Genomic DNA, 26,464 nt, shown 5'->3' with positions numbered 1-26,464 from the left:
GCGATTTTTTATTAAATAAAGGTAGTGAACCTCACTTGAATAGTATCCAAACAATCTTGCCTAGGTCAATGCTTTAGAACATCTAATACTCAAAAGTTATGAATGAAATACCAGCGCAATAGCAATTAAGTAAATTAATATTTACAAATTTTACAAAAAGGCAGTATTTCTTCGCATTTTCAACAAACAAAAATCACCAAAAAGTATTTGCTTACTCTGCGTAATCTAAAAAATAATGTAGTAAAAGCTTACTCGATACATGTATTTTTCACTTCGCTTAAATTGTTAGATAACAAACCTTGAAACAAACTCTTTCATAAATTTTGTCTTGGTTTATGCTGAAAGCGGTGAAGGTAGAGGAATTCATTCACTTAGGTGAAATTCAATTTGCGTTAAAGGTAAGGTTAAAATGCAATGAAACTTGATGATGATATACACAACTATTATGAACACTTGGTGCTTGAACATATTGCTGAGTTAAAACTGCCCTTGGCAAACGATGATGATTACATTGCGGATTTGTGTTGTTTAGCTTTGAATCAACTTCCACCTAGATATATTCGCTATGAAGTGGATATGTCATTTTACCTAGCGCAAAGTGAGCGCCAGCAAATGGAAATGAATACACAAAATGCCGTCAATAAAGCGATCCGCTTTTTAGACAAAAAGACACGTAAATAAGTGGAAATATAAAATAGAAGTTTATGAGTAGTTGGGTGGCGGTTCTCCAGCCACATTCCGGCACATGAGTCGTCTGCTGCGGCTGCTCCCTTCCGGGCCTGACCGAGTTCACAGAGTATCATTGCGGAGGGACCAAAGAACCACCATAGAAACCTGCCTAAGTGATAAAAACGAGCGCTTAATCACTTAGGCGGCGCATTATGACAAAACTAAATTTAGATGCAAGCCACATCCTTGATATAAGGAGTAATTTGCGACTATTTTTTGAATTTTTCTTCCGCGATTGTATTAGCGACTCTATTTGTGGCTAAGTTTTGTTCATCAGCGCGTTTATACACTTCCATCAGGGTTGCACCAATTTTCTCTAGATGACTCTTTAACGCTTCGTTTGAACTCAACATTTTTTGATGATAAATGTCGATAATCCCCCCTGCATTAATAACATAATCAGGGGCATACAATATGCCCTCGCCTTTTAAAATCTCACCTAAACTTTCTGTCTCTAATTGATTGTTTGCTGCACCAGCAATAACCTTAGCCTTAAGAGTACTAATAGATTGTCGATTGATTGTCGCCCCCATCGCACATGGTGCGACGACATCTACGTCTAGTTTAAGTATTTCATCTGGTGATACGATCTTGGCGTTCAGTTTTTCTTTCGCCCGATTTATTCCTTCAGGGTATATATCAGCGACGAACAGTTCAGCGCCTTCACGATGTAAATGCTCGGCGAGTCTATAGCCAACATGTCCTAAACCTTGAATAGCGATTTTTTTACCTTGTAAGCCAGTACCAAAATAATACTCAACAGATGCTTTTACACCGGTAAATACACCGTATGCGGTAGACGGTGCAGGATTTCCATCCGCCTCCTCGCCAGCAAAATGGTAATTAGCTTTCGTACCAGATATATGCGTTGTCTCTTCGGCCATAATGCGTAAATCAGCGACCGACATTCCAGAATCTTCAGCGCTAATGTATTTACCACTTAAGCTTTCCACAAAACGCCCCATGGCAAGCATCATCTCGGGGGTTTTAATTGCTCGAGGATCACCAATAATCACGGCTTTTCCACCGCCTTGATTTAAGTTGGCCATCGCAGCTTTATATGTCATACCTTTAGATAGCCTGAGCACATCATTGAGAGCCTCATCTGAATTTGCATATGGCCACATCCTACAGCCACCCAAAGCTGGGCCTAAATGGCTATTGTGCACAGCAATAATCGCTTTAAGCCCCGTTTCTTTATCATGGCAAAAAGCAACATGCTCGTGTTCGTCAAATTCGATATGGTCAAAAACAGACATTCTAATATTACTCTAAGTAAGGTATGTGAAACTTATTGATATACTAGCTCAGATCAATGAGGACATGCCTTGCAATGTTAATGTAACAGAATTACTCGGTTGCAATAGTGGCCATAATCCAATAGTTAATATAGGATACATATCCTAATATTCGTGCTTGAAAATGATAAAAATATTCAGCATGCTAGCCGCGAATTTTACTTCGCTATAAATTGAAAAATAATGATGAAATTGGACAAGTTTGACCGCGAAATTTTAAGAGTGATGCAAAAAGACGCTACTGTTTCCATGGCTGAGTTGAGTCAAAAAGTAGGACTATCTCATACACCATGCTGGCGTAGAGTTAAACGAATGGAAGCCGATGGGATAATTCTTCAAAAGGTCACCCTACTGAATAGTAAAAAGCTTAACCTTGGGGTTTCTGTTTTTATCTATGTGACGTTAAAAAATCATGATGGTGAATCGTTGAATGATTTTGAAAAAGCGGTGCAAAATATAGATGAAATTGTTGAATGTCATACTACCAGTGGCGACAAAGATTACTTACTAAAAGTGATTGTCGAAAGTATTGAAGAATACGAGCATTTACTTAAAGCGAAATTAACTCACTTGCCTTTAGTCGATCACCTCAGTTCCACGTTCGCATTAAAGCAAGTCAAAAATACAACAGAGCTACCGATAAAACAACAATAGCCCAAACGCGAATGAAGCAGTGTTACTCTGCTTCATTCAACTGAATCACAATTAATTATCTTGATTGATCACCCCCCGGCGTATTTGGTCTTCTTCAATTGATTCAAACAGCGCTTTAAAATTGCCTTCTCCAAAGCCTTCATTTCCTTTCCGTTGAATAATCTCAAAAAACACCGGACCAATAACCGTATCGGTAAATATTTGTAGCAAAATACCGTCTTTCATCGGAGCCCCATCGATTAAAATACGTTGCGCTTTTAAATCAGCTAGGTTCTCACCATGTCCTGAAACGCGCGCATCCACTCCCTCGTAATAAGTATCAGGAGTATCCATAAATTTGACCCCAACGTTACGCAACGTTTTGACAGTGTGATATATATCCTCAGTAGATAACGCGATATGTTGAATGCCTTCGCCATTGTATTCACGAATAAACTCTTCAATTTGAGATTTGTCATCAGACGATTCATTGATCGGAATGCGAATTTTTCCGCAGGGAGACGTCATTGCTTTGCTGACTAACCCCGTCAACTTACCTTCGATATCAAAGTAACGAATCTCCCTAAAATTCCCTAAGCGCTCATAAAAATTCGCCCATACCGCCATATTGCCACGTTTAACGTTATGCGTGAGGTGATCCAAGGTCAAAAGACCAGCATCACTTTGCTTGACCTTTTCACGCCAATCTGGATAAAAACGGAAGTCCACATCATAAATTGAGTCATCGCCGTATCTGTCAACAAAGTACAAGGTACTTTCACCTATCCCATAAACAGCAGGGATATTCAGTTCCATCGCACCTAAATTTCCTACGAATGCTTTAGCGCCATTTTTCACTGCATGCTCAAAAGCCACTTTGGCATCTTTAACCCTAAAGGCCATTCCACACACACTCGGGCCACGCAGCCTTGCAAACTCTTCTGCCTGTGATGCAGGTTCAGCATTAATAATGAAGTTGATGTCCCCCTGTTTGTATAACCAAACTTGCTTTGATCTATGTTTAGCAACTTCTGCAAACCCCAGGGACGTAAATAAGTTAGCTAAATCATTAATCCCTTTTTCATCTGCAGCGGTATATTCAACAAATTCAAATCCATCGGTGTTGAGCGGGTTGTAGCTGATATCTGAACACATAATATTCTCATTCTTATCTTGTGAAAGGTTTCGTCAAAGCGCTAATAGACCGTAAAAAAACGTTGCTGAATAGAGGGAGAAAGAGAATAGAAATTAGCTTAGAAACGAGCTAAAAGTAACATAAAGTTTACATTACGTTGAAGCCCGCTTTATGCGCCGAGAAACGCCAATATTGGTCGGTATGTTGTCAGCTTTACGCTACAAAGACGTATTTATATCTTTACAGACTTTTTATTGATCCCATAATCACGTAATTTATTCGCAATTGCAGTATGACTAAGCCCGAGCTTTTTGGCTAACAGGCGAGAGCTCGGATAACTTGGATAAAGCCGTTGTAAAATGCTTTTTTCATAGCGTTTCACTTCTTCATCCAGACTACCCTCAAAGTCTTCACTGACAAAACTCATGGCATTCGCGCTTGAAGGAATTTGAATATGTTCCTTACCTAAATCATTACCTTCTAATAAAGATACTGCGCGATAAAGTACATTTTCTAACTGACGCACATTCCCAAACCAAGGATATGCTTGTATATAATCAACGCACGACTTAGTCAGCTTAGGTACTTTGCGCCCAAGCGTTAAGCTGTGCTGCTTTAAGAATGTTTCTGCTAACGGAATGATGTCCATTTTGCGCTCTCGCAAAGGAGGAATTCCTAAACTCAGCACATTCAAGCGGTAATAAAGATCTTCGCGAAAACGTCCTTCTTGTACTAACTGAGCTAAATCTTTTTGTGTCGTACAAATAAAACGAACGTCGACTTTAACCTCTTTAGTGTCTCCCACCCGCCTAAACTTGCCATCTTGCAATACTCTGAGTAATTTCGCTTGAAGTTGTGGCGACATGTCACCCACTTCATCCAAAAATAAACTCCCCCCCTGCGCAAGTTCAAGCAGCCCTTCTTTACCTAAGCTTTGGCCGAACGCGCCCGCCGCATAACCGAAAAGTTCCGTTTCTGCGACATTATCAGGAAGAGACGCACAATTGAGCACTAAAAAGCTTGCATCTTTTCTACGACTCGCTTCATGGCAGGCATGAGCAATCAATTCTTTTCCGGATCCTGTTTCACCATACAGCATAATTGGCCCATCAAGTTCAGCCATACGCTTAGCTTCGCGGACCACCTTTTTCATGATTTTACTTGAGGCTTGAATAGACATAAAACTGTCCAAGGATGCTTCGTGAAACACAGTCAACTGCTGGCCTAAGCGCTGCTCAGACTTAAGAATGAAAACCGCACCAGCCAAAATTGGCTCCCCTCCGGAATCAGGTACCATAACGGGTAAGATATCCGCCAAGTAGTTTTGCTCGATAAAACGCACTTTCTGCGTGAGGCTCGTTATTTTTTTACTTTCCAGCCAACGCGTTGCGTTAAAGCCTTTTACCAATTCGTCAATTTCCACCCCAATGATTGATTCTCGTGCCGTTTCTAAACTGACGGTAACCGCATCGTTAATCAACAATATGCGACCTTTGGTGTCTACGGAAAATACCGGATCAGGTAACGTTTGTAGTAACGCTCGCAATTGGTTTTGCTCACGCTCTAGGGGCATAAAGGGAATCGTTTTTACATCATCAATGCCTTCTATCTTTCTAATTTTTGGCATTAAATGTTGAAACTCTTCGAAATCCATATTTGGGAAACTAAGATAAATCTTGCCCATTTCATTGATTTCGATACCACGCAAGTCCACTTCATGACTAACCAAAATATCAAGGACATCTTGCGTTATCCCTAAGCGGTCCTGACAACTAATTTCCAGACGCATAAAATTTCTTAATTTAAATTAATGTAAAGATATTATTACACAAAGATAGGAAACAGCACACCAAATAAACGGGTTAAGGTGTGTATATTGGTGCGTAATTTCCGTGCAGATTGTTACTAAATGTAAGTGTTACTAGCTGACTGAACTGGATTTTTGTTCAAACTTGGCTGGGTGTAACCCCATGGTTCTCCCCTTTTCAACTAGGCCCATGATGTCTGAATTCGCTAAATCAAACAGTGAAGAAAGCGAGTCAAGCACGTAGTAGACTGGTTGAATTATATCGATACGATAAGGCGTACGTATCGCTTCTAGGGGCTCCATGTTAAGGCGCACCGCTTGCGTATTTTCTAGAGCGTCACATGTCTCTTGAGGTGAAGATAAAATCCCCCCACCATAAATACGTAATCCATCTTGTGTGTTGACGAGTCCGAATTCGACCGTAAACCAATATAAGCGTGCTAAATACTGTCGCTCTTTTGGAGAAGCAGCATAACCAAGTTTGCCATAGGTATGAGTAAAGTGAGCAAATGCAGGATTCGTCAATAGGGGGCAATGGCCAAATATTTCATGAAATACATCTGGCTCTTGTAAATAATCAAACTCTTCTTCGCTACGGATAAACGTGGCCACTGGAAACTGCTTATTGGCCAACAATTTAAAAAACGAATCAAAGTTTATCAAAGCCGGCACTTGCACCACTTCCCAGCCCGTCGTTTTGGCTAAAACTGCGTTCACTTCTGCTAACTGGGGAATACGATTTTCTGGTAGATCAAGTTGTGCCAGCCCTTCTAAATATTCATCACATGCGCGGCCTTTTAACAAACTTTTTTGCTGACAAATGAGTCTTTGCCAGATTTTGTTTTCTTCCTCACTCCAATGAACGATACCGTTTTCGTCTGGTGTATGAGAGGTGTATTGAGATTGCTTAGCCATAATAACAAAACTGCCGTATTTGAGTCATTCTTGAAGCGAAGTCTACCCAAAGTGGGCTAAATCAAAAGACACAAACCAACAACAACAAAATTACAAATCGTAAACATAAAAATACAACGTTTGATCATTAGCACCTCTTTCAAATAAATAAAGTGGCACTATTTCAGTTGTTTATGTAAGTCAGTTAAAATTTTCTTACTAAGCTGATTCAAGCCCGGGCGCTGAACAGATAGCCAAGGAACAGGTCGGCAACTATGGATGGCGTTTAAACCAATACGCGCTGTTAGCACGCCAGCTCCCATGCCTTGTGCAACACGCGTTGATAGCTTACCCGTTAAACTCGCACCTAGCGCATAATTGCCTGCATCAGAGATAATTTCAGCAGCGCCGGCGTAGAGCATATGTCTAAAAACTTGACGAATTAACGCCACCCGCCCCCAATATCCCAAATGTACGCCATAGATCTCACTGACCTGCTGCATCATGCGGATATTGCGCCACAATACAATCGCCATATCAACCAGTGCAAAGGGACTCACTGCAATCATGACACTTGACGCCCCTGCATTGCGCATCACGTTGGCCAGCGCAGCTTGATCTATCTTGCTGATAACTTGTTGCTCAAATAAGCCCAATACCTCAGAATCAGTGTGATGCTCGTCGATACTCTTTTGCCATATTGCAATCTCATTTTCGTATCCACTCGGTAAAGTCTGCGCAATCTCTAAACAATGTTTTTTTGCTAGGCCAATTGCCGGCGTCGAATACAACTCTAAGGATGTTTGGCGCGACGCACTTTGTCGCTTGAGTCGTATTAACCCTCGCCATTCGCTGTATATCGCGCCAGTAATCAATGCCAAAACCGACAAACCAACGCCTAACCATATTCCGCTAAGCCAATCATCACTGAGGTACATATCACGTATAAATAAGCCTATTTCAATGAAACTCGCGACCAGCACCACAACACTTAATACTGTAAAAAATCTGCCCAACCAAGGCTTTCGCTTTGGAGTGATTTTATCCTCATCACGCACGACGTTCTCTTCGAATTCATACTCGTCTTGAGCCAATGCCTGCCAGTCAGCGTCTTGTTCGATAGTGGTTGCTTGTCGAATGGGTTCGCCTGAACTGTCTACATGCTCAGTGCTTAGCACAACTTTTGTTTTTATCTGCGTCGTGTCGGTAGCATCTTGATGTATCGAATTTTGATTCTGCGTACTCATCGTATTTTATCCCCGAGAATAAACTCTAAAACTCTGTCCATTCGAATATGTGGTAATGCCTGATTTTCATCTCTACTTGGCGGCGAAAAGTGTGGAAAGTCAAAGCCCTGCTGATCCCAAAACGAACTGTCAGGGCACTTTGCCGGTACATCTCCCGGAAATAAACGAATGACTTTTCCATCAGCCCCTGTGCCCTGCAAAACTTGAATATCTTGGCCTTTGTGTTCTGTTCGCCCTGCCTGAGAAGCGCGAATTGCGGCTATCGCGGTAGACTCGGTGGATACACCATCAAACTGCATCTGCTTTCTTGCGTTATGCAACATGGAATCCAACAGCTTAACTAGGTTGCTTTGCTGATCGGGTGTCACGTGATCCGCTTTACTTGCAGCGAAGATAAGTTTATCTATTTTTGGTGTAAACAAGCGTGATAAGAGATTCGTTTTTCCATATTCAAAGCTGGTGAGCAGCCAGTTTAATGCGCGCTGCAGATCATCAAAATGTGCTCTACCGTTATTCAATGCTGATAAGCAGTCCACCAAAACTACTTGGCGATCAAAGCGTTTGAAATGGTCTACGTAAAAAGGCTTCACGACTTGCTCTTGATAATGCTCATAGCGATTGAACAGCAAAGCCTGATTGCTTCCTTTGGGACCCCGATTTTGTTTTACTTGAGCAACTTGCTCTTCTGACAATGGAAAGAAATCTAATACTGGAGCTCCCGCTAGCTCCCCTGGTAAAATAAAACGCCCAGGTTGCAATAACTGAAATCCAGCTGCACGACACTTGTGTAAATAATCGGTGTACAGGCTAGCAATATGCTTTAACGCCAATTCGTCCCCTGGCGCTGTTAATTCGAGCGCCTCTCTCGCGAGCAAAAACTCGGCAGATAATGCCTGTCGCTCCGCTGCTTGTAACTCGGATTCACAATGCGCAGACCAAGCTAAATAATCCATATCAAGCAAAGGTAAATCCAGCAGCCACTCTCCAGGGTAATCGGTGATATCTAGCGTAAGCTTGGTATCTTCGCTGATATAACGCGATATTCCTTTATCTTTGCGATATCGGATATGTAACCTCACTTGACTGATCCCTGTCGTCGATTCTGGCCAAACAGGTGGGGCTCCGTTTAGTGCCTGCATCGCATTTTCGTAAGCAAATCGCCGTAAACTTAGGTTAGGTTGCGCCTCACGCTTTACACCAAACAAACGCTCCTCTCTCACAACAGAGAAGAAAGGCAACTCAGCACTGTCGTTGGCCTCTAATAATTGGTTTACAATCGATGTAATAAACGCTGTTTTACCACTGCCGCTTAAACCGGTAACGGCAAGATTAAGGTGTCTGTCGGCAAGGCGAGCTCCTGTTACTTTGACATTTTGCTTTAATTGGTCAATCAGGTGGCTGGTATTTAGCAGTTTCTTCATTGCGACATCCTATTAAGCTAATGAGCGTTCTTGAGCGTTAAGCGCAGAGTAGTTGCACAGGGTAAGTGTCAGATATGGTGGCGAGCAATAAAATTGAAAGGGTACCGGCTTAGCCATGTGCTGCACTATGCAAACCTGGCTTCAGCCGATAACGAATTTATAGGTTGTTAATTTCGCGATTTAATTGATATTGAGCAGACGTCACATAAGTTTCAATTTGTCTTAAACGTATTTCGTTTTTTTCAAAACGTTGTTTAATATCAGCGAATGCTTGTTTAGGGGGCTCCCCTGACTGCCATACTTTAGATTTTACTTTAACTTTTTCTTCTTCATCGTCATTCGAATTTTGCCAACCTTTACCACTTGTTTGCCAGCCCTTGCCACTTGAAGTCGCACTAAACGACTGGCGACCATTACTTTTGTTGTTTCCCCCACCGTGACGAGTTGATTTTTTTTCTAAAATAAACCAAGCAGCAACATAGCTCACTACGACAAATGTACCCGCAGTTAAAAAGAATGCTGACACCACTAAAATGCGCACCAACCATAATTCAATGCCAAAATATTCAGCTACCCCAGCACACACCCCTGATATTTTACCTTTGTCAGGGTCACGCGTTAATTCTCCTCGTGTATTCATACCTTGTTTCTCCACTGGGGTGCCTCAGCATCAAGGATAGATTCTAATGTGTGGATCCTATCTGCCATTTTCTCAGCTTGGTCAGCTAACCCTTGAAGGGTAGCGTATTCTTCATCAGACAATCCCTGGCTAATCTGTTTCTTACTGCGGTAATGCAAAATGAGCCAAATCGGGGCGACAATCACCATAAAAATGATAATTGGCGCAATAATTATCCCAATGATATCTTCCACAGCCTTTCTCCTTTAATCGATATTAGTCTTGGCTTTTCGCTTCATTCGTTTGTTTTTTAACTTTTTTCTTCAATGCAGCAAGTGCATCATCAATTTCGTCATCCGCAGCTAAATCGGCAAACTCATCAGCTAAGGTCTTTTTGCCAAGATCATATGCATCAACTTGAGATTCGAGATCATCAATTTTACGCTCGTACTGCTCAAAACGTCCCATTGCTGCATCCACTTTGCCATCATTCAACGTGCGCTTAATGTCTAAACGAGAGCTGACTGTTTTCTGGCGCATAATAATGGTTTTCTGACGCGCCTTTGCATCCGCGAGTTTATCTTGTAATTGCGTGACTTCGCTTTGTAATTTACTGATTTGTTCATCCACGGCTGCAAGTTCAGCGTTAAGTGTTACCGCATACTCGTCACACTTTTTCTTTTCTTGAAGTGCCGCCCGGGCTAAATCCTCACGATCTTTATTAATTGCAAGCTCAGCTTTATTCTGCCAATCTTGCCCTTCGTTTTGCATCTTATTAATTTGCGCGCTAATTTCCTTTTTATTTGCAATAGTTTTCGCTGAAGCCGAACGTACTTCAACCAATGTATCTTCCATTTCTTGAATAATTAGACGCACCATTTTTTCAGGATCTTCCGCCTTATCTAAAATGGCGTTGATATTTGAGTTCACTATGTCTGTGAAACGAGAGAATATACCCATAGTCTTTACCTCTATATAATGTCAGCTAATGGTGAACAACTAGCATGTGCTGGAAGCTCGTCTTGTTTAGTATTATTCAATAAACAGGCCAACTTAGTGTAATGACTAAACATATGATTTTAAACAAATATTAATTTACTCTCGAGTAACTGAGATCTACAATTATAATTACCTACACCATAAGTTAGTCGATTACACCACTTTTTGAGGATATTGATGAACCGCTACCGCCAACAAGATAATTTGTTAGGACAATCCAATAGTTTCCTCGAAGTGTTGGAGCAAATCTCGCAAATTGCACCGCTCAATAAACCCGTATTGATTATTGGTGAACGTGGGACAGGTAAAGAAGGGGTCGCGGCTCGGCTGCACTTTCTATCAAAACGCTGGGATCAAACCTATTCAAAACTTAACTGTGCAGCATTAAGTGAAAGCTTGCTGGAAAGCGAACTATTCGGTTACGAAGCTGGCGCATTTACTGGTGCAGCTAAAAGACGAGAAGGACGATTTGAAGCCGCAGACAATGGCACACTCTTCTTAGATGAATTGGCTAACACCTCAGGATTAATTCAAGAAAAACTACTTCGTGTTATCGAGTATGGTGAATTTGAGCGCGTTGGCGGTTCAAAAAGTGTCAAAGTTGATATCCGCCTAATCGCTGCTACTAACGAAGACTTACCAGGCCTTGCCCAATCAGGGGAATTTAGAGCTGACTTGCTTGACCGCTTAGCGTTTGACGTTATAACGTTGCCGCCGCTTAGGGAGCGTAAAGACGACATCATGATGCTTGCAGAACATTTTGCTATCAATATGGCTCGCGAGCTAGAGATGGAAGTGTTCAGTGGCTTCACAGAAAGAGCCAAACGTACCTTGCTTGAACATGAGTGGCCGGGCAATATTAGAGAACTGAAAAATGTGGTCGAGCGCGCCGTTTACCGTGCCAATAATCCAGATATCCCGGTGCACAATATTGTCCTTGATCCCTTTGAATCCATATATCGCCCTGCCAGTAGAATGCGCACCAGCGATCGAATCAAAACCCAAGATGCACCTATTCCAGCCACGTTACCTGTTGTACCAGAAACACCCCCACAGGTAAGTGAGCATTACGCGCAAGAAGCAAAAAGCCCCCAACGTTTTCAGTTTCCTGTTGATTTAAAAGAGCTGTCACAAAACTTCGAAATTGATTTAATCAAACAAGCCCTCGCGGATAGTCAATATAATCAAAAGAAAACAGCAGAGAGGCTATCCCTAACGTATCATCAGCTACGAGGTTATTTAAAGAAATATAACTTACTTGATACGCCGCCAGAAGACAGAGAATAAACTGTATGCTTGTTTCTCAGCGACATGCTTCGTGTTTCATCCCAATCACTGTTATGTTAACAGTGATGCTCACTTTAATGGGCTGTAGCCCGGAAAATACCCTTTACCAACAACCAAATGGCATAATTTATTGTTCAGAAGGAAACCCTGCGAGTTTTAACCCCCAGCTAGATACGTCTGGTACCACTGTTGATGTGTCATCCCATCAAATTTACGATCGTCTTTTAGATTTTGATTTGATCACGGGGGAGATTATCCCAGGCCTAGCCAGCAGTTGGATAACCAGTACTGACGGTTTAACGTATACCTTTCAGTTACGCAAAAATATAGATTTTCACAGTACGTCCTACTTTTCCCCTTCGCGCACTTTCGATGCCGATGACGTTATTTTCAGTTTCAATCGATGGCGAGACAAAAATCACCCTTATCATGAGGTGTCAGGCGGACGCTATCCTTATATCAACAGCGTCGGGTTAGGCGATCTTATTAGCGATATTAAACGCATAAATCGATATCGTGTCGAGATTACCCTTGTGCGTCCAGAAAGTTCCTTTTTAGCTAATTTAGCCACGGACTTTTCCATTATTCTATCCGCTGAGTACGCTGCTCAGTTGGCTAAAGCCGGCACGCCTGAACTCATAGATTCCCACCCAATAGGGACGGGGCCGTTTAAGTTTAATAGTTTTCGACAAGATAGATTTGTTCGCTTTGATGCTCACCCACTCTATTGGCGTGAACGTAGCACTACAGAGCAGCTAATATTTGATATTACTCCTTCTAGCTCATTACGTTTGGCAAAATTAATGACCGGTGAATGCGATTCGATGGCGTTTCCGACACACAGTCAATTGGATATTATTCGAAAACGTAAAGAACTCACGCTAGATGAAAAACCGGGCTTGAACGTGGGATTTTGGGCATTTAATACGGCTAAAGCGCCTTTTGATAATCCAGAAGTTCGCCGCGCACTTGCGATGGCTATAGATAAAAATGCGTTGATGGAAGCGATCTATTTCGGCAGTGCAATTCCTGCCACTTCTATCATTCCTCCTTCTTCGTGGGCGTTTCAGCCAGACACTCGCTCTTCAACCTACAATCCCTTAGGTGCAGCTAAGTTGCTTCGTGAAAATGGTGTCGAAGAGGGTTTTAGCATGACGATATGGGCCATGCCAGTTGAGCGGGCGTATAATCCAAACGCCATGAAAATGGCTGAGCTGATGCAACGCTATTTACGTGACGTAGGGATCGACGCCAACATCGTTAGTTATGAGTGGTCGACCTTTCGCGCTCGTTTAAACCAAGGCTTACATGATTCAGTATTAATTGGCTGGTCTGCGGATAATGGCGACCCAGATAACTTTTTCAGGCCATTACTGACTTGCTCAGCGATCGATTCGGGCACAAATCGCGCGCGTTGGTGTTCGAAGGAATACGACAAACTCATTGATCAAGCGCTCACCTACACTAACCAAGAAGACCGCGCTTATTTTTACAGCAAAGCCATCGAATTGATAAACGATGAAATGCCGCTTATGCCCATTGCTCACGCTTTTCGTTATCAAGCTTATCGCGAGAATCTCACAGGGATTGAGATAAACCCTTATGGTGGGATCCAGTTTAGAAACGTGAGTAAGCCATAATGCTTAAAATTATACTACGTCACGCCAGCTTACTTATTTTGACTCTGTTTGTTTTAAGTTTCTTTTCTTTTTCATTAGCGTATTTGTTCCCTGGCGATCCGTTAATCAACCTCACGGGTATTCGAGACAGTTCAGAGCAAGAGTATGCGTTATTAGCAGAGCAGTATGCGATGCACTCTTCATTTATCGTTCAGTATTGGCAATACGTAACGCACTTGTTTACCGGAAACTGGGGGTTGAGTTTTAGCTCTGGCCTCCCCTTGGCAGAAGAAATTAGCCGTTCGTTAGCCGCCAGTGTTGAACTTAGCGCTTATGCTCTTTTCTTTTCTTTTTTGATTGGCTTGCCATTGGGCTTTCTATCAGGGCTTCGGCACCATAAGTTTACCGATTTCACCTTGCTTACCGCGAGCGTTATTGGTTACTCAATCCCGGTCTTTTGGGCTGCGCTGATTGCGATTTTGATTTTTTCAATACAGCTTGGTTGGTTTCCCCTTTCGGGCAGAATTAGCTTACTTTATGACGTTCCATTTGAAACTGGTTTTATCTTAGTTGACATTTTATTAAGTGATTTGCCAGATAAAGAGTTTGCATTTCAAGACGCCCTGCGCCATTTAGTCTTACCCAGTGTGTCAATTGCCATCGTCACATGCACCATAGTGCTGCGTATTACCCGCCGTTCGATAGTAGAAGTAATGAGCAGTGAATATATCCAAGCCGCTTATGCGAGAGGCCTAAGCCCACGACAAGTATTTTTGCGCCATGGAGTAAAAAATGCACTTATTCCTATTTTGCCATTATTGGTTATGCAATTTACCACCTTGCTGACCAACGCCATGATAGTCGAAACGATTTTCTCTTGGCCCGGTATCGGCAATGGTCTTATTCAAGCGATTTATCAACGTGATTTTCCCGCCATTCGCGCTGGTATGTTAGCTGTCTCTGCCTTGGTGCTCACTTTTACCATCACGATTGATATGGTGATCCAAATATTCGACCCTGCGGGCAGAAGGCCAGAAAATGCCACGTCTTAATTTATATCAAGAAGAGTTTTACCCTTCCCCTATACAAAATACGTGGAAAGAGTTTAAAGAGAACCACGCAGCATTGCTCAGCTTATACTGCGTTATCTTTTTTATTTTCCTTATGATTTTTGGTCCGTTTTTAGCGCCATATGATCCGCTTCAGCAAAATATTGAACTACTTTTGGTGCCACCAGCTTGGGATAATAACGGTGATATTAGTTATCTATTTGGTACCGATGGTTTAGGGCGAGATATGTTATCGCGCATCATCTACGGGTGCAGGATGACCTTTGGGATCAGCTTGGTACTGGTGATAATATCCATGCTAATCGGCGTAGCGCTGGGCGCCATGGCAGGAATGAGCAAAGGTCTACGTTCAAGTGTCGTAAATCACTTGCTTGATTCCATCATGGCTATCCCTACCCTGCTGATTGCCATTATTATTATCGCAATTGTAGGAACAGGCCTAGTTAACAGTATGTGGGCTATCTCCCTAGCGCTGATACCACAGTTTATTCATCAAACGCGCGATATTGTGCGCCAAAAAATGAAGAAGGAATATGTACTGGCAGCGCAACTTGACGGTGCTGGTAAAATACACATTTTCTTTAATTCTATCCTTCCTAATATGGCTGAAATGTTGGTCGTTCAAGTTACCTTGGCTTTATCGGTTGCGATCTTAGATATTAGTGCACTTGGCTTTTTAAATTTAGGGGCACAAGCGCCATCTCCAGAATTAGGCGCCTTATTATCAGAGGGCTTAACAACCGCTTATGTCGCCCCATGGAACATCGCATTACCGGGAGCCGCTATTTTCTTTATGATGATGTCAATTAACTTAGTAGGTGACGGTTTGCGCTCTGCCTTACGCTACAGGTTATTACGCTAATGAGCTTATTGGATATCAAAAATCTGACCCTTGAGATTGATTCTCAAAGCGGCTGGATCAAAGCACTAGACAAAATAAATCTCGTCATTAATGAAGGGCAAATTCACGCGCTTGTGGGTGAATCAGGCTCAGGTAAAAGCATTATCGTTAAAGCGATTGTAGGCGCAATTTCAGATCGCTGGCGTATTACCGCTGACCGCATGACCTGGCGCGGACAAGACCTGCTCACCATGTCGGTGCGAGAGCGGCGTAAAATTATTCGTTCTGATATCTCAGTTATTTTCCAAAACCCGAAAAGCTCTCTCGATCCTATCGTGCCCTTAGGCGATCAATTAAAAGAGGTCATACTGGCTACGCGCTTAGAAAAAGGCATGTTCTGGAATCGTGCCAAAGCGCGTAAAAAATACGCTTCTGAACTACTGCACAGAGTGGGCATCAAGGATCATGAAGTCTATATGCGCAGCTTACCTCATCAAATACCGAATGATGTGTGCCAGAAATTCATGATTGCCATGGCCCTTGCTTCGCAACCTAAATTAGTAATTGCCGATGACCCAACCCGAGGAATGGAAATTACCGACAAAAGCCAAATTTTAAAGTTGTTAAGTCGAGTAAATAAAGTACGCAAACTGAGCATTCTTTTTGTGAGCCACGATTTGCTAGCTATTTCCAGTATGGCTGACCATATGACGGTACTGTATTGCGGACAAACAGTCGAAAGTGGACGTATGTCACAACTCCGTAAGCGCGCATTACATCCATACACCAAAGCTCTGTTAGAAAGCGCTCCGAGCTTTCGTACTGATTTACCCCCTAAATCACCACTCAGTTCTTTAGGGGGCACCATACCTACATTTCAACACTTACCCATTGGATGCCGCTTGGGACCGCGCTGCCCCAGAGCACGCAAAGAGTGCGTGAAAGTGCCAGAAGTACGACGCATTCACGAGCATACTTATAGCTGTCATTTTCCATTGCATCGAGATCAAAAGTGAACGATTTACTCTCAGTTGAAAATTTAAGGTTCGATAATTGTCATGGTAAGCGTTGGCAAAACAAAGGCTCAAAGTTTACGCTTGGTCCAGTAAACTTCAGTATTCAAGCAGGGGAGACATTAGCCATTGTTGGGGCAAATGGCTCAGGTAAATCGCTACTTGCGAAGCTATTAGTCGGGCTTGAACAACCAGACAGCGGTTCAATATATCTCAATGAACGGAAATTGGAACAGTATGACAATAAGCACCGAGTGCTTAATATTCGCATGGTATTCCAAAATAGTAATGAATCGCTCAACCCTGGGATCACCCTAGGCTCAATATTAGAAGAGCCGCTAAAGCTTAACACTCGCCTTGACCATCAAGCCCGCACAGCAAAAGTCGAGCAAACGTTGAAACAAGTGGGCTTATTACCAGAACATCGTTTTTTCTACCGTCATATGCTCTCTGACGGGCAACGACAACGCGTTGCATTAGCGCGTGCTATTATACTTAACCCTCAAGTAATTGTTGCCGATGAGCCTTTTGCCGCGCTCGACCCATCAGTACGCTCTCAAACCGTCAATCTATTAATGGAATTACAGCGAGAACTAGGTCTTGGCTTTATTTTTATTTCCCATAATTTGGGGATAGTACGTCATATCAGTGACAAAATTTTAGTCATGAAGCAAGGAAAGGTGGTGGAATCGGGAAAAACTGATGTGATTTTCCATTGGCCAAAAGACGAGTACACCAAGAAGTTAGTTCACGCTCACCAAGCCCTCATAAACGGCCAGAGTTAACGATTAAAGAGCTTAATAGAAAACGGCTTAGAAGATTATTCTTCTAAGCCCTTTTGCGTGATATTGAGCAACTCAACTGCGTCTAACCCACCAAGGCCAACAATATACCTGCGGCAACCGCCGAGCCAAGTACCCCTGCAACATTTGGCCCCATGGCGTGCATAAGTAAGAAATTGTGTGGATTGGTTTCTAAACCCACCTTATTTACCACGCGTGCTGCCATAGGCACAGCCGACACACCTGCTGCGCCAATCAGTGGGTTAATCTTCTCCTTAGAAAATTTACCCAACACTTTTGCCATCAGAATACCTGCAGCCGTTCCCATTGAAAACGCAATGGCGCCCAACCCTAAAATACCTAAGGTCTCTATGGTTAAGAACTTATCCGCTGATAATTTAGAGCCAACCGCTAAACCTAGAAATATCGTCACTATGTTGATTAATTCGTTCTGAGCAGTATTGCTTAAACGATCAACCACGCCAGATTCCTTCATCAAGTTGCCTAAACAAAACATACCCACTAGTGGTGTAGCAGAAGGCAAAAACAAAATCGTCATTAATAATACAGCTAACGGGAAGATGATTTTTTCACGTTTTGAAACCACCCTAAGTTGCGCCATTTTAATGTTACGTTCATCTTCATTGGTCAACAAACGCATGATTGGCGGCTGAATGATGGGCACCAATGCCATATAGGAATAGGCTGCAACTGCGATTGCTCCAAGCAACTCAGGGGCTAGTTTAGAAGCCAGAAATATTGCAGTCGGCCCGTCAGCTCCACCAATAATAGCGATCGCTGACGCATCTTTTAAGGTGAATTCGAAGCCAGGCACTAAATTTAAGGCGATTGCACCGAACAAGGTCCCGAAAATACCAAACTGAGCAGCAGCTCCTAGAAATAACATTCTAGGGTTGGCGATCAACGCACTGAAATCGGTCATTGCCCCTACTCCCATAAAGATGAGTAACGGAAATACGCCCGTTTCAATACCCACATAGTATATGTAGTAAAGCAGGCCGCCTGGTTCACTAAACCCAGCTAAAGGAATATTGGTCAAAATGGCACCAAAGCCGATGGGCACTAACAGTAAAGGTTCAAACTTCTTGACGATTGCTAAAAATAATAACAAACACCCCACGGCCATCATTACGATTTGGCCCATCTCAAAATGAGCTAACGAGGTACTTTGCCAAAGTAAGGCGAGCTTATCCATAAACGTTCCCTTACCCCAATGTCAACATCGTTTGCCCAGACTGCACTGCATCACCTTCTTTGACCAAAATATCAAGGATAGTACCGCTGGCTGTTGAGCGTATTTCTGTCTCCATTTTCATGGCTTCCATAATGACAATGACGTCACCTTCGCTGATCGTATCACCTGGGCGAACAAGCAATTTAAACACATTCCCAGCAAGTGGGGCTGCCACCTCTTCACTACCAGCTGATGCAACAGGTGTAGCAGTTGCAGTTTGTGCACTTGTACTACTATCCGCAACTTGTATGTCAGTTAGCGCGCCACCTTGTGCAACCTCCACTGCGTATACTTTGCCATCAACACGCACAGAATAAGACTCTGTTGCTTTAGTAACACCGGTGTTTTGTGCAGGCAAGCTAACCGTTTCTTCACCTGTAGGAGCGGGTTCAAATGCATCTGGATTATTGCGATTTTTAAGAAACTTTAAACCGATTTGCGGGAACAACGCATAGGTCAGCACATCATCAATTGCGTTGTCTGCCAATGTAATACCTTGCTCTTTAGCCTGAGTTAATAAATCGTTTTCTAAGGTGGCTAGTTCATCGTCTAACAAATCGGCTGGGCGACACGTAATAGCCTCTTTTCCATCCAGTACCCGCCCTTGTAACTCGCTGTTAACTGGTGCTGCGGTGGCGCCGTACTCACCTTTTAACACGCCTGCTGTTTCTTTAGTGATACTTTTATAACGCTCACCAGTTAAAACATTAAGCACTGACTGGGTGCCAACAATTTGTGATGTGGGGGTAACAAGAGGAATAAAGCCAAGATCTTCTCGCACTCTAGGGATTTCTTTTAGTACTTCATCTAACTTATCTTGAGCACCTTGCTCTACCAGCTGAGATTCCATGTTGGTCAACATACCGCCTGGCACTTGCGCCAGTAGAATACGCGCATCAACGCCTTTTAGGCTGCCTTCAAATTTCGCATATTTTTTACGTATGTCTCTAAAGTACGCAGCAATTTCAGCCAGTAAAGGCAAATCCAGTCCAGTGTCTCTAGGGGTATCTTCAACAATTGCCACCATGGTTTCAGTGGCACTGTGACCGTAGGTCATGCTCATGGATGAAATAGACGTATCAAGAATATCAATTCCTGCGTCAATCGCTTTCTGATAGGTTGCAGTGCTTAGACCGGTAGTAGCATGACACTGCATAGCAATTGGCACGCTCACGGTCTCTTTGAGGCGTGTTATCAACTCTTCACATACATATGGCTTAAGTAAACCAGCCATATCTTTAATGCAAATAGAGTGTACACCTAAATCTTCTAACTGCTTTGCCATATCTAGCCACAAAGGCAAAGAGTGAACTGGGCTAACTGTGTATGAAATCGTACCTTGGGCATGTGCGCCTACTTTAATCGCGGCTCCAACAGCTGTTTTTAAGTTACGTATGTCATTCATCGCATCAAAGATGCGAAATACGTCAACACCGCTTACGTGCGCGCGCTCCACAAATTTTTCAACTACGTCGTCAGCATAGTGACGGTAACCTAGTAAGTTTTGCCCGCGCAATAGCATTTGCTGCTTAGTATTAGGCATAGCTTGCTTGAGTAAACGAATACGCTCCCATGGATCTTCACCTAAATAACGTATACAGGAGTCAAAGGTCGCCCCGCCCCAAGTTTCCAGTGACCAGTACCCGACCTGATCAAGCTTGGCTGCAATAGGCAGCATATCTTCAATGCGCATACGTGTTGCAAGTAATGATTGGTGTGCGTCACGCAGCACCACGTCCGTGATGGCTAATGGTTTTGACATCTTGGCTTCCTATTTATCAAAAGTAAAAATTTTAATGTTGGCGACGGTATTGGTCGACAGCCGCTGTAATGGCAGCAACCACTGGCGCTGATATACCTGACTGATTCGCGGCAGAGGGAGGGCGGCGACTAGGTTGAGCCGCAGGCGTGATTTCCGTTTCAGGGAATTTAGCGCAAACCCACGCAATAAAATTGACCGCACCAATTAACAAAGTCAGAAACAGAAAAACCACAGACATACCCACTAAAAGGAGCATGCCAGCTTCAAGTAATAACGACATCACATCAGGTTGCATAGTTAGTATTTCTCCGATAACTGACAAAACGACCCGATAAGTACCATGTGCACTGGAATAACACAACTTTTACAAGCTGTTAAAAATGCATAAAAAATAAGAATTAATTCATTTTTATTGCATTACTATCCAAAAAAACAGCAAGTAGTGCTAAGCAACTAGGGAGTTATAGGTAGATATCAACGTAATATGCTTTCGTCATAGAGGATATATATGCAACAGAAAAATAGTCTAGGCAAAAAAAAACCCACTAATAATAGTGGGTTTTTCGTATTGGCGCGCATGGAAGGATTCGAACCTCCGACCGCCTGGTTCGTAGCCAGGTACTCTATCCAGCTGAGCTACATGCGCATAACAGGGTAATTTAATATTAGACTAATATATTAAACTTAATGATGGCGCGCATGGAAGGATTCGAACCTCCGACCGCCTGGTTCGTAGCCAGGTACTCTATCCAGCTGAGCTACATGCGCAAAATCGTTACGAATAAAACATTTTAGGGTTTCTACCCAGTTTTATTCAAGCTTAATTCCTTTAGTCTAAGCTTCTTAATAATCTTATGATTATCGTTTAAGTTATGGCGGAGAGGGAGGGATTCGAACCCTCGATACGAGTATTACGTATGGTTCCTTAGCAGGGAACTGGTTTCAGCCACTCACCCACCTCTCCGGAAAACCGCAAAATTGTTGCTACCGATTTATTCGCTGCCGACATATTATGTCAAAACATAATGCATCTGACAAAGGCCTTATTGACTAAACTTCCTTAGCATTGGAAGCGCCTTCCACCGTTTGGTGTGTCTCCTAAATCTGGAGCCGAAGTTTACCGACACGCAGGAGTAAGTCAAACACTTTTTATAAAGATCTATACTGCTTGCTGGTATTTTAAGCTGTTCGTACAAAAAGCGTCACAAACGTATGATAATTCGTCGCTAAAATACGGTTTTTTGGGAAATGTGACCTCAAATTTCTTGCATAAAAAAAGCTGGGTTAACCAGCTTTTTTTATTAGAAAAGTAAATTTAATTATCATCATCTGATGATGATTGATCATGCCCTGCCAACTGACCATTTTTTTCAGCCTGAATTCGCATGTAAATCTCTTCTCTGTGCACAGATACTTCTTTAGGTGCGTTAACACCAATTCTTACCTGATTACCTTTTACCCCTAATACCGTTACTGTGACTTCGTCACCGACCATTAAGGTTTCACCAACACGACGGGTCAAAATTAGCATTCTTTAGCTCCTTATCCGTTTATAAAAATAATCCCTAATTTAAAACTAGCGTATCCCTTTGAAATAACCAAAGAATTACACACTCGACGCTTCCTTATTTTTGTTGTCACTGCAAAAATTCGTCGATATAACGTTTATAACCTTTCTTGCAACCACCCATTAACTGAAGCAATTGCACTGTCTAAGTTTTCAGGTTGAAAACCGCCAGCTTGCGCCATATCAGGGCGTCCGCCGCCTTTCCCACCTACTTGCTGAGCAACAAAGTTGACTAACTCTCCGGCTTTCACTTTTTGGGTTAAGTCTTTTGTTACACCAGCAATTAAACTCACCTTATCGCCAGTAGCAACACCCAATAGAATAACGCCACTGCCGATTTGATTTTTTAGATCATCTATCATGGTGCGTAACGCCCCACTTTCAATGCCTTGTACATGATAAGACAGCACTTTTACCCCATTAATTTCATTTATCTGAGATAAAAGGTCACTTCCTGCACTATTTGCAATTTCTTGCTTAAGTTTCGTCACTTCCTTTTCAAGCGTTTTGGTTTGCTCAATAAGTTGAAAAACCCGATCGCCTACCGTGCTCACATCAGTTTTTAAGACCGCACTGATAGAAGTTAGTTCGAAAGCTTGTTGTTGAACATATTGCAACGCGGTTATTCCGGTAATAGCTTCTATCCGTCTTACGCCTGAGGCAATACCACTTTCGGATATAATTTTAAACAATCCAATATCCCCCGTGCGCTCAACATGCGTGCCGCCACATAGCTCCATTGAAAATTCGCCCATGGACACCACGCGAACATCATCATCGTACTTTTCACCAAACAGCGCCATTGCACCCGCTTCTTTCGCTTGTTCTAAACCCATAAGCTGAGTTTTGAGCGCATGGTTAGCAAGGATTTGCTCATTGACCATGGTTTCAACCGCTAATACCTGTTCTTTAGACATGGCCTCATAATGAGAGAAGTCAAATCGCAATCGCTCAGCCTGAACCAATGAACCTTTTTGATTTACATGCTCTCCAAGCACAGATTTAAGGGCTGCGTGCATGAGATGTGTTGCGCTGTGGTTAAGCTTGATGGCGTGGCGGCGAGCGCCGTCAACATTCGCTTGTACACTATCGCCCACCTTCAATTGACTCAACGCAGCGCCCTTGTGCGCAATCGCTTTACCTAATTTAACGGTATCTTGTACCTCAAAGCCGCCAGTCCCCATTACTAGGGTGCCTGTATCACCTGCTTGCCCACCGGCTTCAGCGTAAAACGGGCTTTCATCGAGAATGATGGTTCCTTCCTTTCCAGCTGCTATTTCGCCTACCGATTGCCCTTGAACAAAAATCTCTTTTATTTGCGCCGTGTTTTGTTCTAGCTCATACCCTACAAAAACAGACTCCAAATCACTACGCAATTGCTCGTTATAATCTAAATCAAAATTACTGGCATTCTGAGCACGTTTACGCTGTTCTGCCATTGCCTGAGCAAAGCCCTCTTCATCAATGCTTAAGTCTTTTTCTCGAGCCACGTCGTTAGTTAAATCTGCCGGAAAGCCGTACGTATCGTATAACTTAAATACCAGTTCACCAGGAACAACGTCCCCTTCAAGTTCGCTTAATGCATCATTTAAGATCAGCATTCCTCGTTCTAATGTGCGCGAAAACTGCTCTTCTTCAACTCTTAGTACTTTTTCGATTACTGCCCGTTGCTCGTTCAATTCTGGGTATGCGTCGCCCATTTCAGTTGCCAAAGCGGCGACTAATTTGTAGAAGAATACCCCTTTAGCACCTAGCTTATTGCCGTGACGCACGGCACGGCGAATAATACGACGCAATACGTACCCTCGACCTTCATTCGATGGCATAACGCCGTCTGAAATAAGGAAGCTGCAAGAACGAATATGGTCTGCCACTACGCGTAAAGATTTGTCTTCTAAGCTAGAAGTACCGACAATTTCGGCGGTAGCTTTTATCAAGTTTTGGAAAATATCAATTTCATAGTTGCTATGCACATTCTGCAAAATGGCCGATATACGCTCCAACCCCATGCCTGTATCAATAGATGGCTTAGGTAAAGGCAGCATGTCACCGTTGGCTTGGCGATTAAATTGCATGAAAACCAAGTTCCAAATTTCGATAAAGCGATCGCCATCTTCTTCAGGTGAGCCAGGAGGTCCGCCCCAAATGTGTTCACCATGATCATAAAAAATTTCGGAGCAAGGACCACATGGTCCAGTATCTCCCATGGACCAAAAATTATCTGAGGTAGCAATACGAATAATTTTTTCTTTTGGTACACCAATTTCGTTATGCCAAATATCAAATGCTTCGTCATCTTCTGAGTAGATAGTCACCAATAGCTTTTCTTTCGGTAATTTCAATTCTTGCGTCAAGAATGCCCAAGCGTACGCAATAGCTTGCTGCTTAAAATAGTCACCAAAACTAAAATTACCCAGCATTTCAAAAAACGTATGATGACGCGCTGTGTAGCCAACATTTTCTAAATCATTGTGCTTTCCGCCAGCCCTAACACAGCGCTGAGACGATGTGGCGCGAGTATACTTACGTTGCTCGGTACCTAGGAATACATCTTTAAATTGGTTCATCCCGGCGTTGGTAAAAAGCAACGTTGGATCGTCGCTAGGAACCAGAGACGAACTGGAAACTTTTTGATGCCCTTTATCCGCAAAAAAGTTTAAAAAGGCTTGCCGAATTTGCGCTGTGCTCTTACTCATTAATGATCCTGAAACAACATTTATAGACTTGAGGGTAAAAATGGCCTCAAAAGGCCATTTTTACTATTTATTAATCGGCAAAGATAGCATGATTCTTGTCGACTTGTTAAGCACTTCACCGCACTTAGCGTACGCTTTTCAAGGCTCGAATTTGTTCATGACTAAAGCCTCGGTATAACAAAAAGCGATTGCGTTTTTGTTGTTCATGCCAATCTTTTGCAGGCTTGTTACCAAACTTTTTCTGAGACACCTCCAATGCCAGTGCGTCCCAATCGACGTTCTGCTCTGTAATAGCTAACTCTATCAATTCCGGCTCAATGGCATGTTGGCTTAGCTCATTGCGGATCAATTGTTCGCCTTTGCCTTTCGATACCCGACTGCGCACGATCATTTCGGCATAACGTAAATCGCTTTGTATATCGGCCTGACTAAATTGGGAAATACGATGTTCACACAATGCTCTTTCGTATCCTTTTGCAAGCAATTTTTTCAAAAGTTCATGGCAGCTATGTTCACGCATAGATAAATATTTAGTAATACTATATTTAATGTTCTTACTGTCGTTATCTGTCATATCAGGTAATATAATCTCCCAAAGAAGGGTTTCTGTAGGGTGTTATGCGCCAAATATTTAATTTTAAATTTCTAAGCGGCATAGAGCAAATAGACAGTGACTGTTGGGATGACATCGCCATTAATAGCGATCCGTTTCATCAATACGCTTTCATCGAAGCACTTGAACGCTCTAAATCAGTAGAGTCTAAAACTGGCTGGCACCCTCAACATCTGACAATTTATCAGAATAAAGAGCTGATAGGCATTCTTCCTTTGTACACAAAGAACCACAGTTATGGGGAATATGTATTTGATTTCGCTTGGGCGAACACATACCGCGAATATGGCTTAAATTACTACCCTAAATTGATTTGTGCTATCCCTTTTACGCCGGTCACTGGGTCACGTTTAATGCTCAAACCGGGTATTGACGAATCTTCGTTGGTTCCTCAATTATGTAAAGAAATTCAAAAATATATATCGCAACTGAGGCTGTCGTCTATGCATTGGTTGTTTGTGCCTGAAACCTTAAGTCGTTCCCTTAACAGCCAACAACACATGACTCGCAGAGCAGTCCAATTTCAATGGTTTAACCGCAATTATCACAGTTATGATGATTTCTGTTCCACATTAACCTCTAGAAGAAGAAAATCAATTCGTAATGAGAGACGTAAAGTCATAGAACAAGGTGTACAAGTGGAACGGAAATTTGCCGAAAATCTCACTCATGAAGATATTGAGTTTTTCTATCAGTGTTACCAACAAACCTATTTAAAGCGAAGCGGTCACAAGGGCTATTTGAATCGAGATTTCTTCAACCGTCTTTATTACACTATGCAAAAGAATATCATGTTGGTTCTGGCTAAACGCAATGATAAGCCAATAGCAAGTGCCCTTTATTTATATGACGATAAACAACTTTATGGCCGTTATTGGGGAACAATGGAGGATGTGAACAACCTACATTACGAATGCTGTTATTATCAAGGAATCGAATTTTGTATTGAACAAAATATCAAAACGTTCAACCCCGGCACACAAGGTGAACATAAGATCCTGCGAGGCTTTGAGCCAATATATTGCTATTCAAACCATTGGTTGGCTGAACCCGCATTTCACGACGGTGTAAAACGCTTTCTTAAACAAGAAGACGCCGGAATAGTAACCTATAAACAAAATGCCACAGAATTGTTGCCATTTAAATCAATCGAAGATCAAGATAACTAGTTCAACAC

At 42.5% G+C, this 26,464-nt stretch carries 24 protein-coding genes, 3 tRNA genes and 1 other RNA gene; 9 read left to right on the top strand and 19 right to left on the bottom strand.

Going from position 1 to position 26,464, the window contains the following annotated elements:
* Positions 1-414: 414 nt before the first annotated feature.
* A complete protein-coding gene (locus FX988_RS19415; RefSeq protein WP_160181739.1) occupies positions 415-681 on the top strand; it encodes a late competence development ComFB family protein in 267 nt (88 codons plus the stop codon).
* A 41-nt stretch (positions 682-722) separates the two neighbouring features.
* Here the strand turns inward: FX988_RS19415 and ffs are convergent.
* Together ffs and FX988_RS19405 are read right to left on the bottom strand one after the other, a co-directional pair.
* Positions 723-819, bottom strand: an RNA gene (gene ffs, locus FX988_RS19410) — signal recognition particle sRNA small type.
* A gap of 119 nt (positions 820-938) precedes the next feature.
* Positions 939-1,988: a Glu/Leu/Phe/Val dehydrogenase gene (locus FX988_RS19405; RefSeq protein WP_160181738.1), complete on the bottom strand. Its 1,050-nt coding sequence runs from the start codon at positions 1,986-1,988 to the stop codon at positions 939-941.
* 225 nt (positions 1,989-2,213) lie between these two features.
* Here FX988_RS19405 and FX988_RS19400 point away from each other — a divergent pair, with 225 nt between their 5' ends.
* Positions 2,214-2,681, top strand: a complete 468-nt coding sequence (locus tag FX988_RS19400) for an Lrp/AsnC family transcriptional regulator (RefSeq protein ID WP_008304193.1) — start codon at positions 2,214-2,216, stop codon at positions 2,679-2,681.
* A 51-nt stretch (positions 2,682-2,732) separates the two neighbouring features.
* Here the strand turns inward: FX988_RS19400 and hppD are convergent, their stop codons facing one another.
* The 8 genes from hppD to pspA form a co-directional block, all read right to left on the bottom strand.
* The gene (hppD, locus tag FX988_RS19395) at positions 2,733-3,815 is read right to left on the bottom strand and encodes a 4-hydroxyphenylpyruvate dioxygenase (RefSeq protein ID WP_160181737.1); all 1,083 of its coding nucleotides are present in this window, start codon (positions 3,813-3,815) and stop codon (positions 2,733-2,735) included.
* Between the two features lie 212 nt (positions 3,816-4,027).
* Positions 4,028-5,584, bottom strand: a complete 1,557-nt coding sequence (tyrR, locus tag FX988_RS19390; RefSeq protein ID WP_160181736.1) for a transcriptional regulator TyrR — start codon at positions 5,582-5,584, stop codon at positions 4,028-4,030.
* Positions 5,585-5,716: 132 nt separating this feature from the next.
* Positions 5,717-6,517 carry a phenylalanine 4-monooxygenase gene (gene phhA / locus FX988_RS19385; protein ID WP_160181735.1) on the bottom strand — a complete coding sequence of 267 codons (801 nt, stop codon included), beginning with the start codon at positions 6,515-6,517 and terminating at the stop codon, positions 5,717-5,719.
* 158 nt (positions 6,518-6,675) lie between these two features.
* Positions 6,676-7,743 (bottom strand): YcjF family protein, encoded by a 1,068-nt coding sequence (locus FX988_RS19380; protein ID WP_160181734.1) that lies wholly within the window; start codon positions 7,741-7,743, stop codon positions 6,676-6,678.
* Positions 7,740-9,164: a YcjX family protein gene (locus FX988_RS19375; protein WP_160181733.1), complete on the bottom strand. Its 1,425-nt coding sequence runs from the start codon at positions 9,162-9,164 to the stop codon at positions 7,740-7,742. The genes FX988_RS19380 and FX988_RS19375 overlap by 4 nt, the downstream gene beginning before the upstream one ends.
* Before the next feature lie 157 nt (positions 9,165-9,321).
* Positions 9,322-9,804 carry an envelope stress response membrane protein PspC gene (pspC, locus tag FX988_RS19370; RefSeq protein WP_160181732.1) on the bottom strand — a complete coding sequence of 161 codons (483 nt, stop codon included), beginning with the start codon at positions 9,802-9,804 and terminating at the stop codon, positions 9,322-9,324.
* Entirely contained in the window at positions 9,801-10,037 is a 237-nt protein-coding gene (gene pspB, locus FX988_RS19365) for an envelope stress response membrane protein PspB (protein ID WP_160181731.1), read from the bottom strand. Before pspB ends, pspC begins: the two co-directional genes overlap by 4 nt.
* Positions 10,038-10,059: 22 nt before the next feature.
* Positions 10,060-10,743, bottom strand: a complete 684-nt coding sequence (gene pspA / locus FX988_RS19360) for a phage shock protein PspA (protein ID WP_160181730.1) — start codon at positions 10,741-10,743, stop codon at positions 10,060-10,062.
* Between the two features lie 216 nt (positions 10,744-10,959).
* On the opposite strand from pspA, the gene pspF reads away from it, so the two are divergent.
* Genes pspF through FX988_RS19330 form a run of 6 tightly spaced genes read left to right on the top strand, consistent with a single transcriptional unit; the run spans position 10,960 to position 17,397 of the window.
* Entirely contained in the window at positions 10,960-12,069 is a 1,110-nt protein-coding gene (pspF, locus tag FX988_RS19355; RefSeq protein ID WP_160181729.1) for a phage shock protein operon transcriptional activator, read from the top strand.
* 5 nt (positions 12,070-12,074) lie between these two features.
* Entirely contained in the window at positions 12,075-13,709 is a 1,635-nt protein-coding gene (locus tag FX988_RS19350) for an ABC transporter substrate-binding protein (RefSeq protein WP_160181728.1), read from the top strand.
* Positions 13,709-14,740, top strand: a complete 1,032-nt coding sequence (locus FX988_RS19345) for an ABC transporter permease (protein ID WP_160181727.1) — start codon at positions 13,709-13,711, stop codon at positions 14,738-14,740. The genes FX988_RS19350 and FX988_RS19345 overlap by 1 nt, the downstream gene beginning before the upstream one ends.
* Positions 14,727-15,620, top strand: a complete 894-nt coding sequence (locus FX988_RS19340; RefSeq protein WP_160181726.1) for an ABC transporter permease subunit — start codon at positions 14,727-14,729, stop codon at positions 15,618-15,620. The genes FX988_RS19345 and FX988_RS19340 overlap by 14 nt, the downstream gene beginning before the upstream one ends.
* Positions 15,620-16,615 carry an oligopeptide/dipeptide ABC transporter ATP-binding protein gene (locus tag FX988_RS19335; protein WP_007989905.1) on the top strand — a complete coding sequence of 332 codons (996 nt, stop codon included), beginning with the start codon at positions 15,620-15,622 and terminating at the stop codon, positions 16,613-16,615. The genes FX988_RS19340 and FX988_RS19335 overlap by 1 nt, the downstream gene beginning before the upstream one ends.
* Positions 16,612-17,397, top strand: a complete 786-nt coding sequence (locus FX988_RS19330; RefSeq protein ID WP_160181725.1) for an ATP-binding cassette domain-containing protein — start codon at positions 16,612-16,614, stop codon at positions 17,395-17,397. The genes FX988_RS19335 and FX988_RS19330 overlap by 4 nt, the downstream gene beginning before the upstream one ends.
* Before the next feature lie 82 nt (positions 17,398-17,479).
* On the opposite strand, the gene FX988_RS19325 is transcribed toward FX988_RS19330, so the two are convergent.
* From FX988_RS19325 to FX988_RS19285, 9 genes are all read right to left on the bottom strand, one after another.
* Entirely contained in the window at positions 17,480-18,610 is a 1,131-nt protein-coding gene (locus FX988_RS19325) for a sodium ion-translocating decarboxylase subunit beta (protein WP_160181724.1), read from the bottom strand.
* Between the two features lie 10 nt (positions 18,611-18,620).
* Positions 18,621-20,411, bottom strand: coding sequence for a sodium-extruding oxaloacetate decarboxylase subunit alpha (oadA, locus tag FX988_RS19320; RefSeq protein WP_160181723.1), 1,791 nt, complete (start codon positions 20,409-20,411; stop codon positions 18,621-18,623).
* A gap of 31 nt (positions 20,412-20,442) precedes the next feature.
* Positions 20,443-20,706, bottom strand: coding sequence for an OadG family protein (locus FX988_RS19315; RefSeq protein ID WP_160181722.1), 264 nt, complete (start codon positions 20,704-20,706; stop codon positions 20,443-20,445).
* Positions 20,707-20,980: 274 nt separating this feature from the next.
* Positions 20,981-21,057: transfer RNA gene (locus FX988_RS19310), tRNA-Arg, on the bottom strand.
* 45 nt (positions 21,058-21,102) lie between these two features.
* Positions 21,103-21,179: transfer RNA gene (locus FX988_RS19305), tRNA-Arg, on the bottom strand.
* A gap of 105 nt (positions 21,180-21,284) precedes the next feature.
* A tRNA-Ser gene (locus tag FX988_RS19300) sits at positions 21,285-21,375 on the bottom strand.
* Between the two features lie 351 nt (positions 21,376-21,726).
* Positions 21,727-21,942, bottom strand: a complete 216-nt coding sequence (gene csrA / locus FX988_RS19295; protein WP_160181721.1) for a carbon storage regulator CsrA — start codon at positions 21,940-21,942, stop codon at positions 21,727-21,729.
* Positions 21,943-22,076: 134 nt separating this feature from the next.
* Positions 22,077-24,674 (bottom strand): alanine--tRNA ligase, encoded by a 2,598-nt coding sequence (gene alaS / locus FX988_RS19290; RefSeq protein WP_160181720.1) that lies wholly within the window; start codon positions 24,672-24,674, stop codon positions 22,077-22,079.
* A gap of 124 nt (positions 24,675-24,798) precedes the next feature.
* Positions 24,799-25,248, bottom strand: a complete 450-nt coding sequence (locus tag FX988_RS19285) for a regulatory protein RecX (protein WP_160181719.1) — start codon at positions 25,246-25,248, stop codon at positions 24,799-24,801.
* A 44-nt stretch (positions 25,249-25,292) separates the two neighbouring features.
* On the opposite strand from FX988_RS19285, the gene FX988_RS19280 reads away from it, so the two are divergent.
* Positions 25,293-26,456: a GNAT family N-acetyltransferase gene (locus FX988_RS19280; protein WP_160181718.1), complete on the top strand. Its 1,164-nt coding sequence runs from the start codon at positions 25,293-25,295 to the stop codon at positions 26,454-26,456.
* The last annotated feature ends 8 nt before the right edge of the window (positions 26,457-26,464 follow it).

The organism is Paraglaciecola mesophila (assembly GCF_009906955.1).
GTDB classification, from domain to species: Bacteria; Pseudomonadota; Gammaproteobacteria; order Enterobacterales; family Alteromonadaceae; genus Paraglaciecola; species Paraglaciecola mesophila_A.
This window is presented reverse-complemented; position numbering and strand designations above follow the sequence as displayed.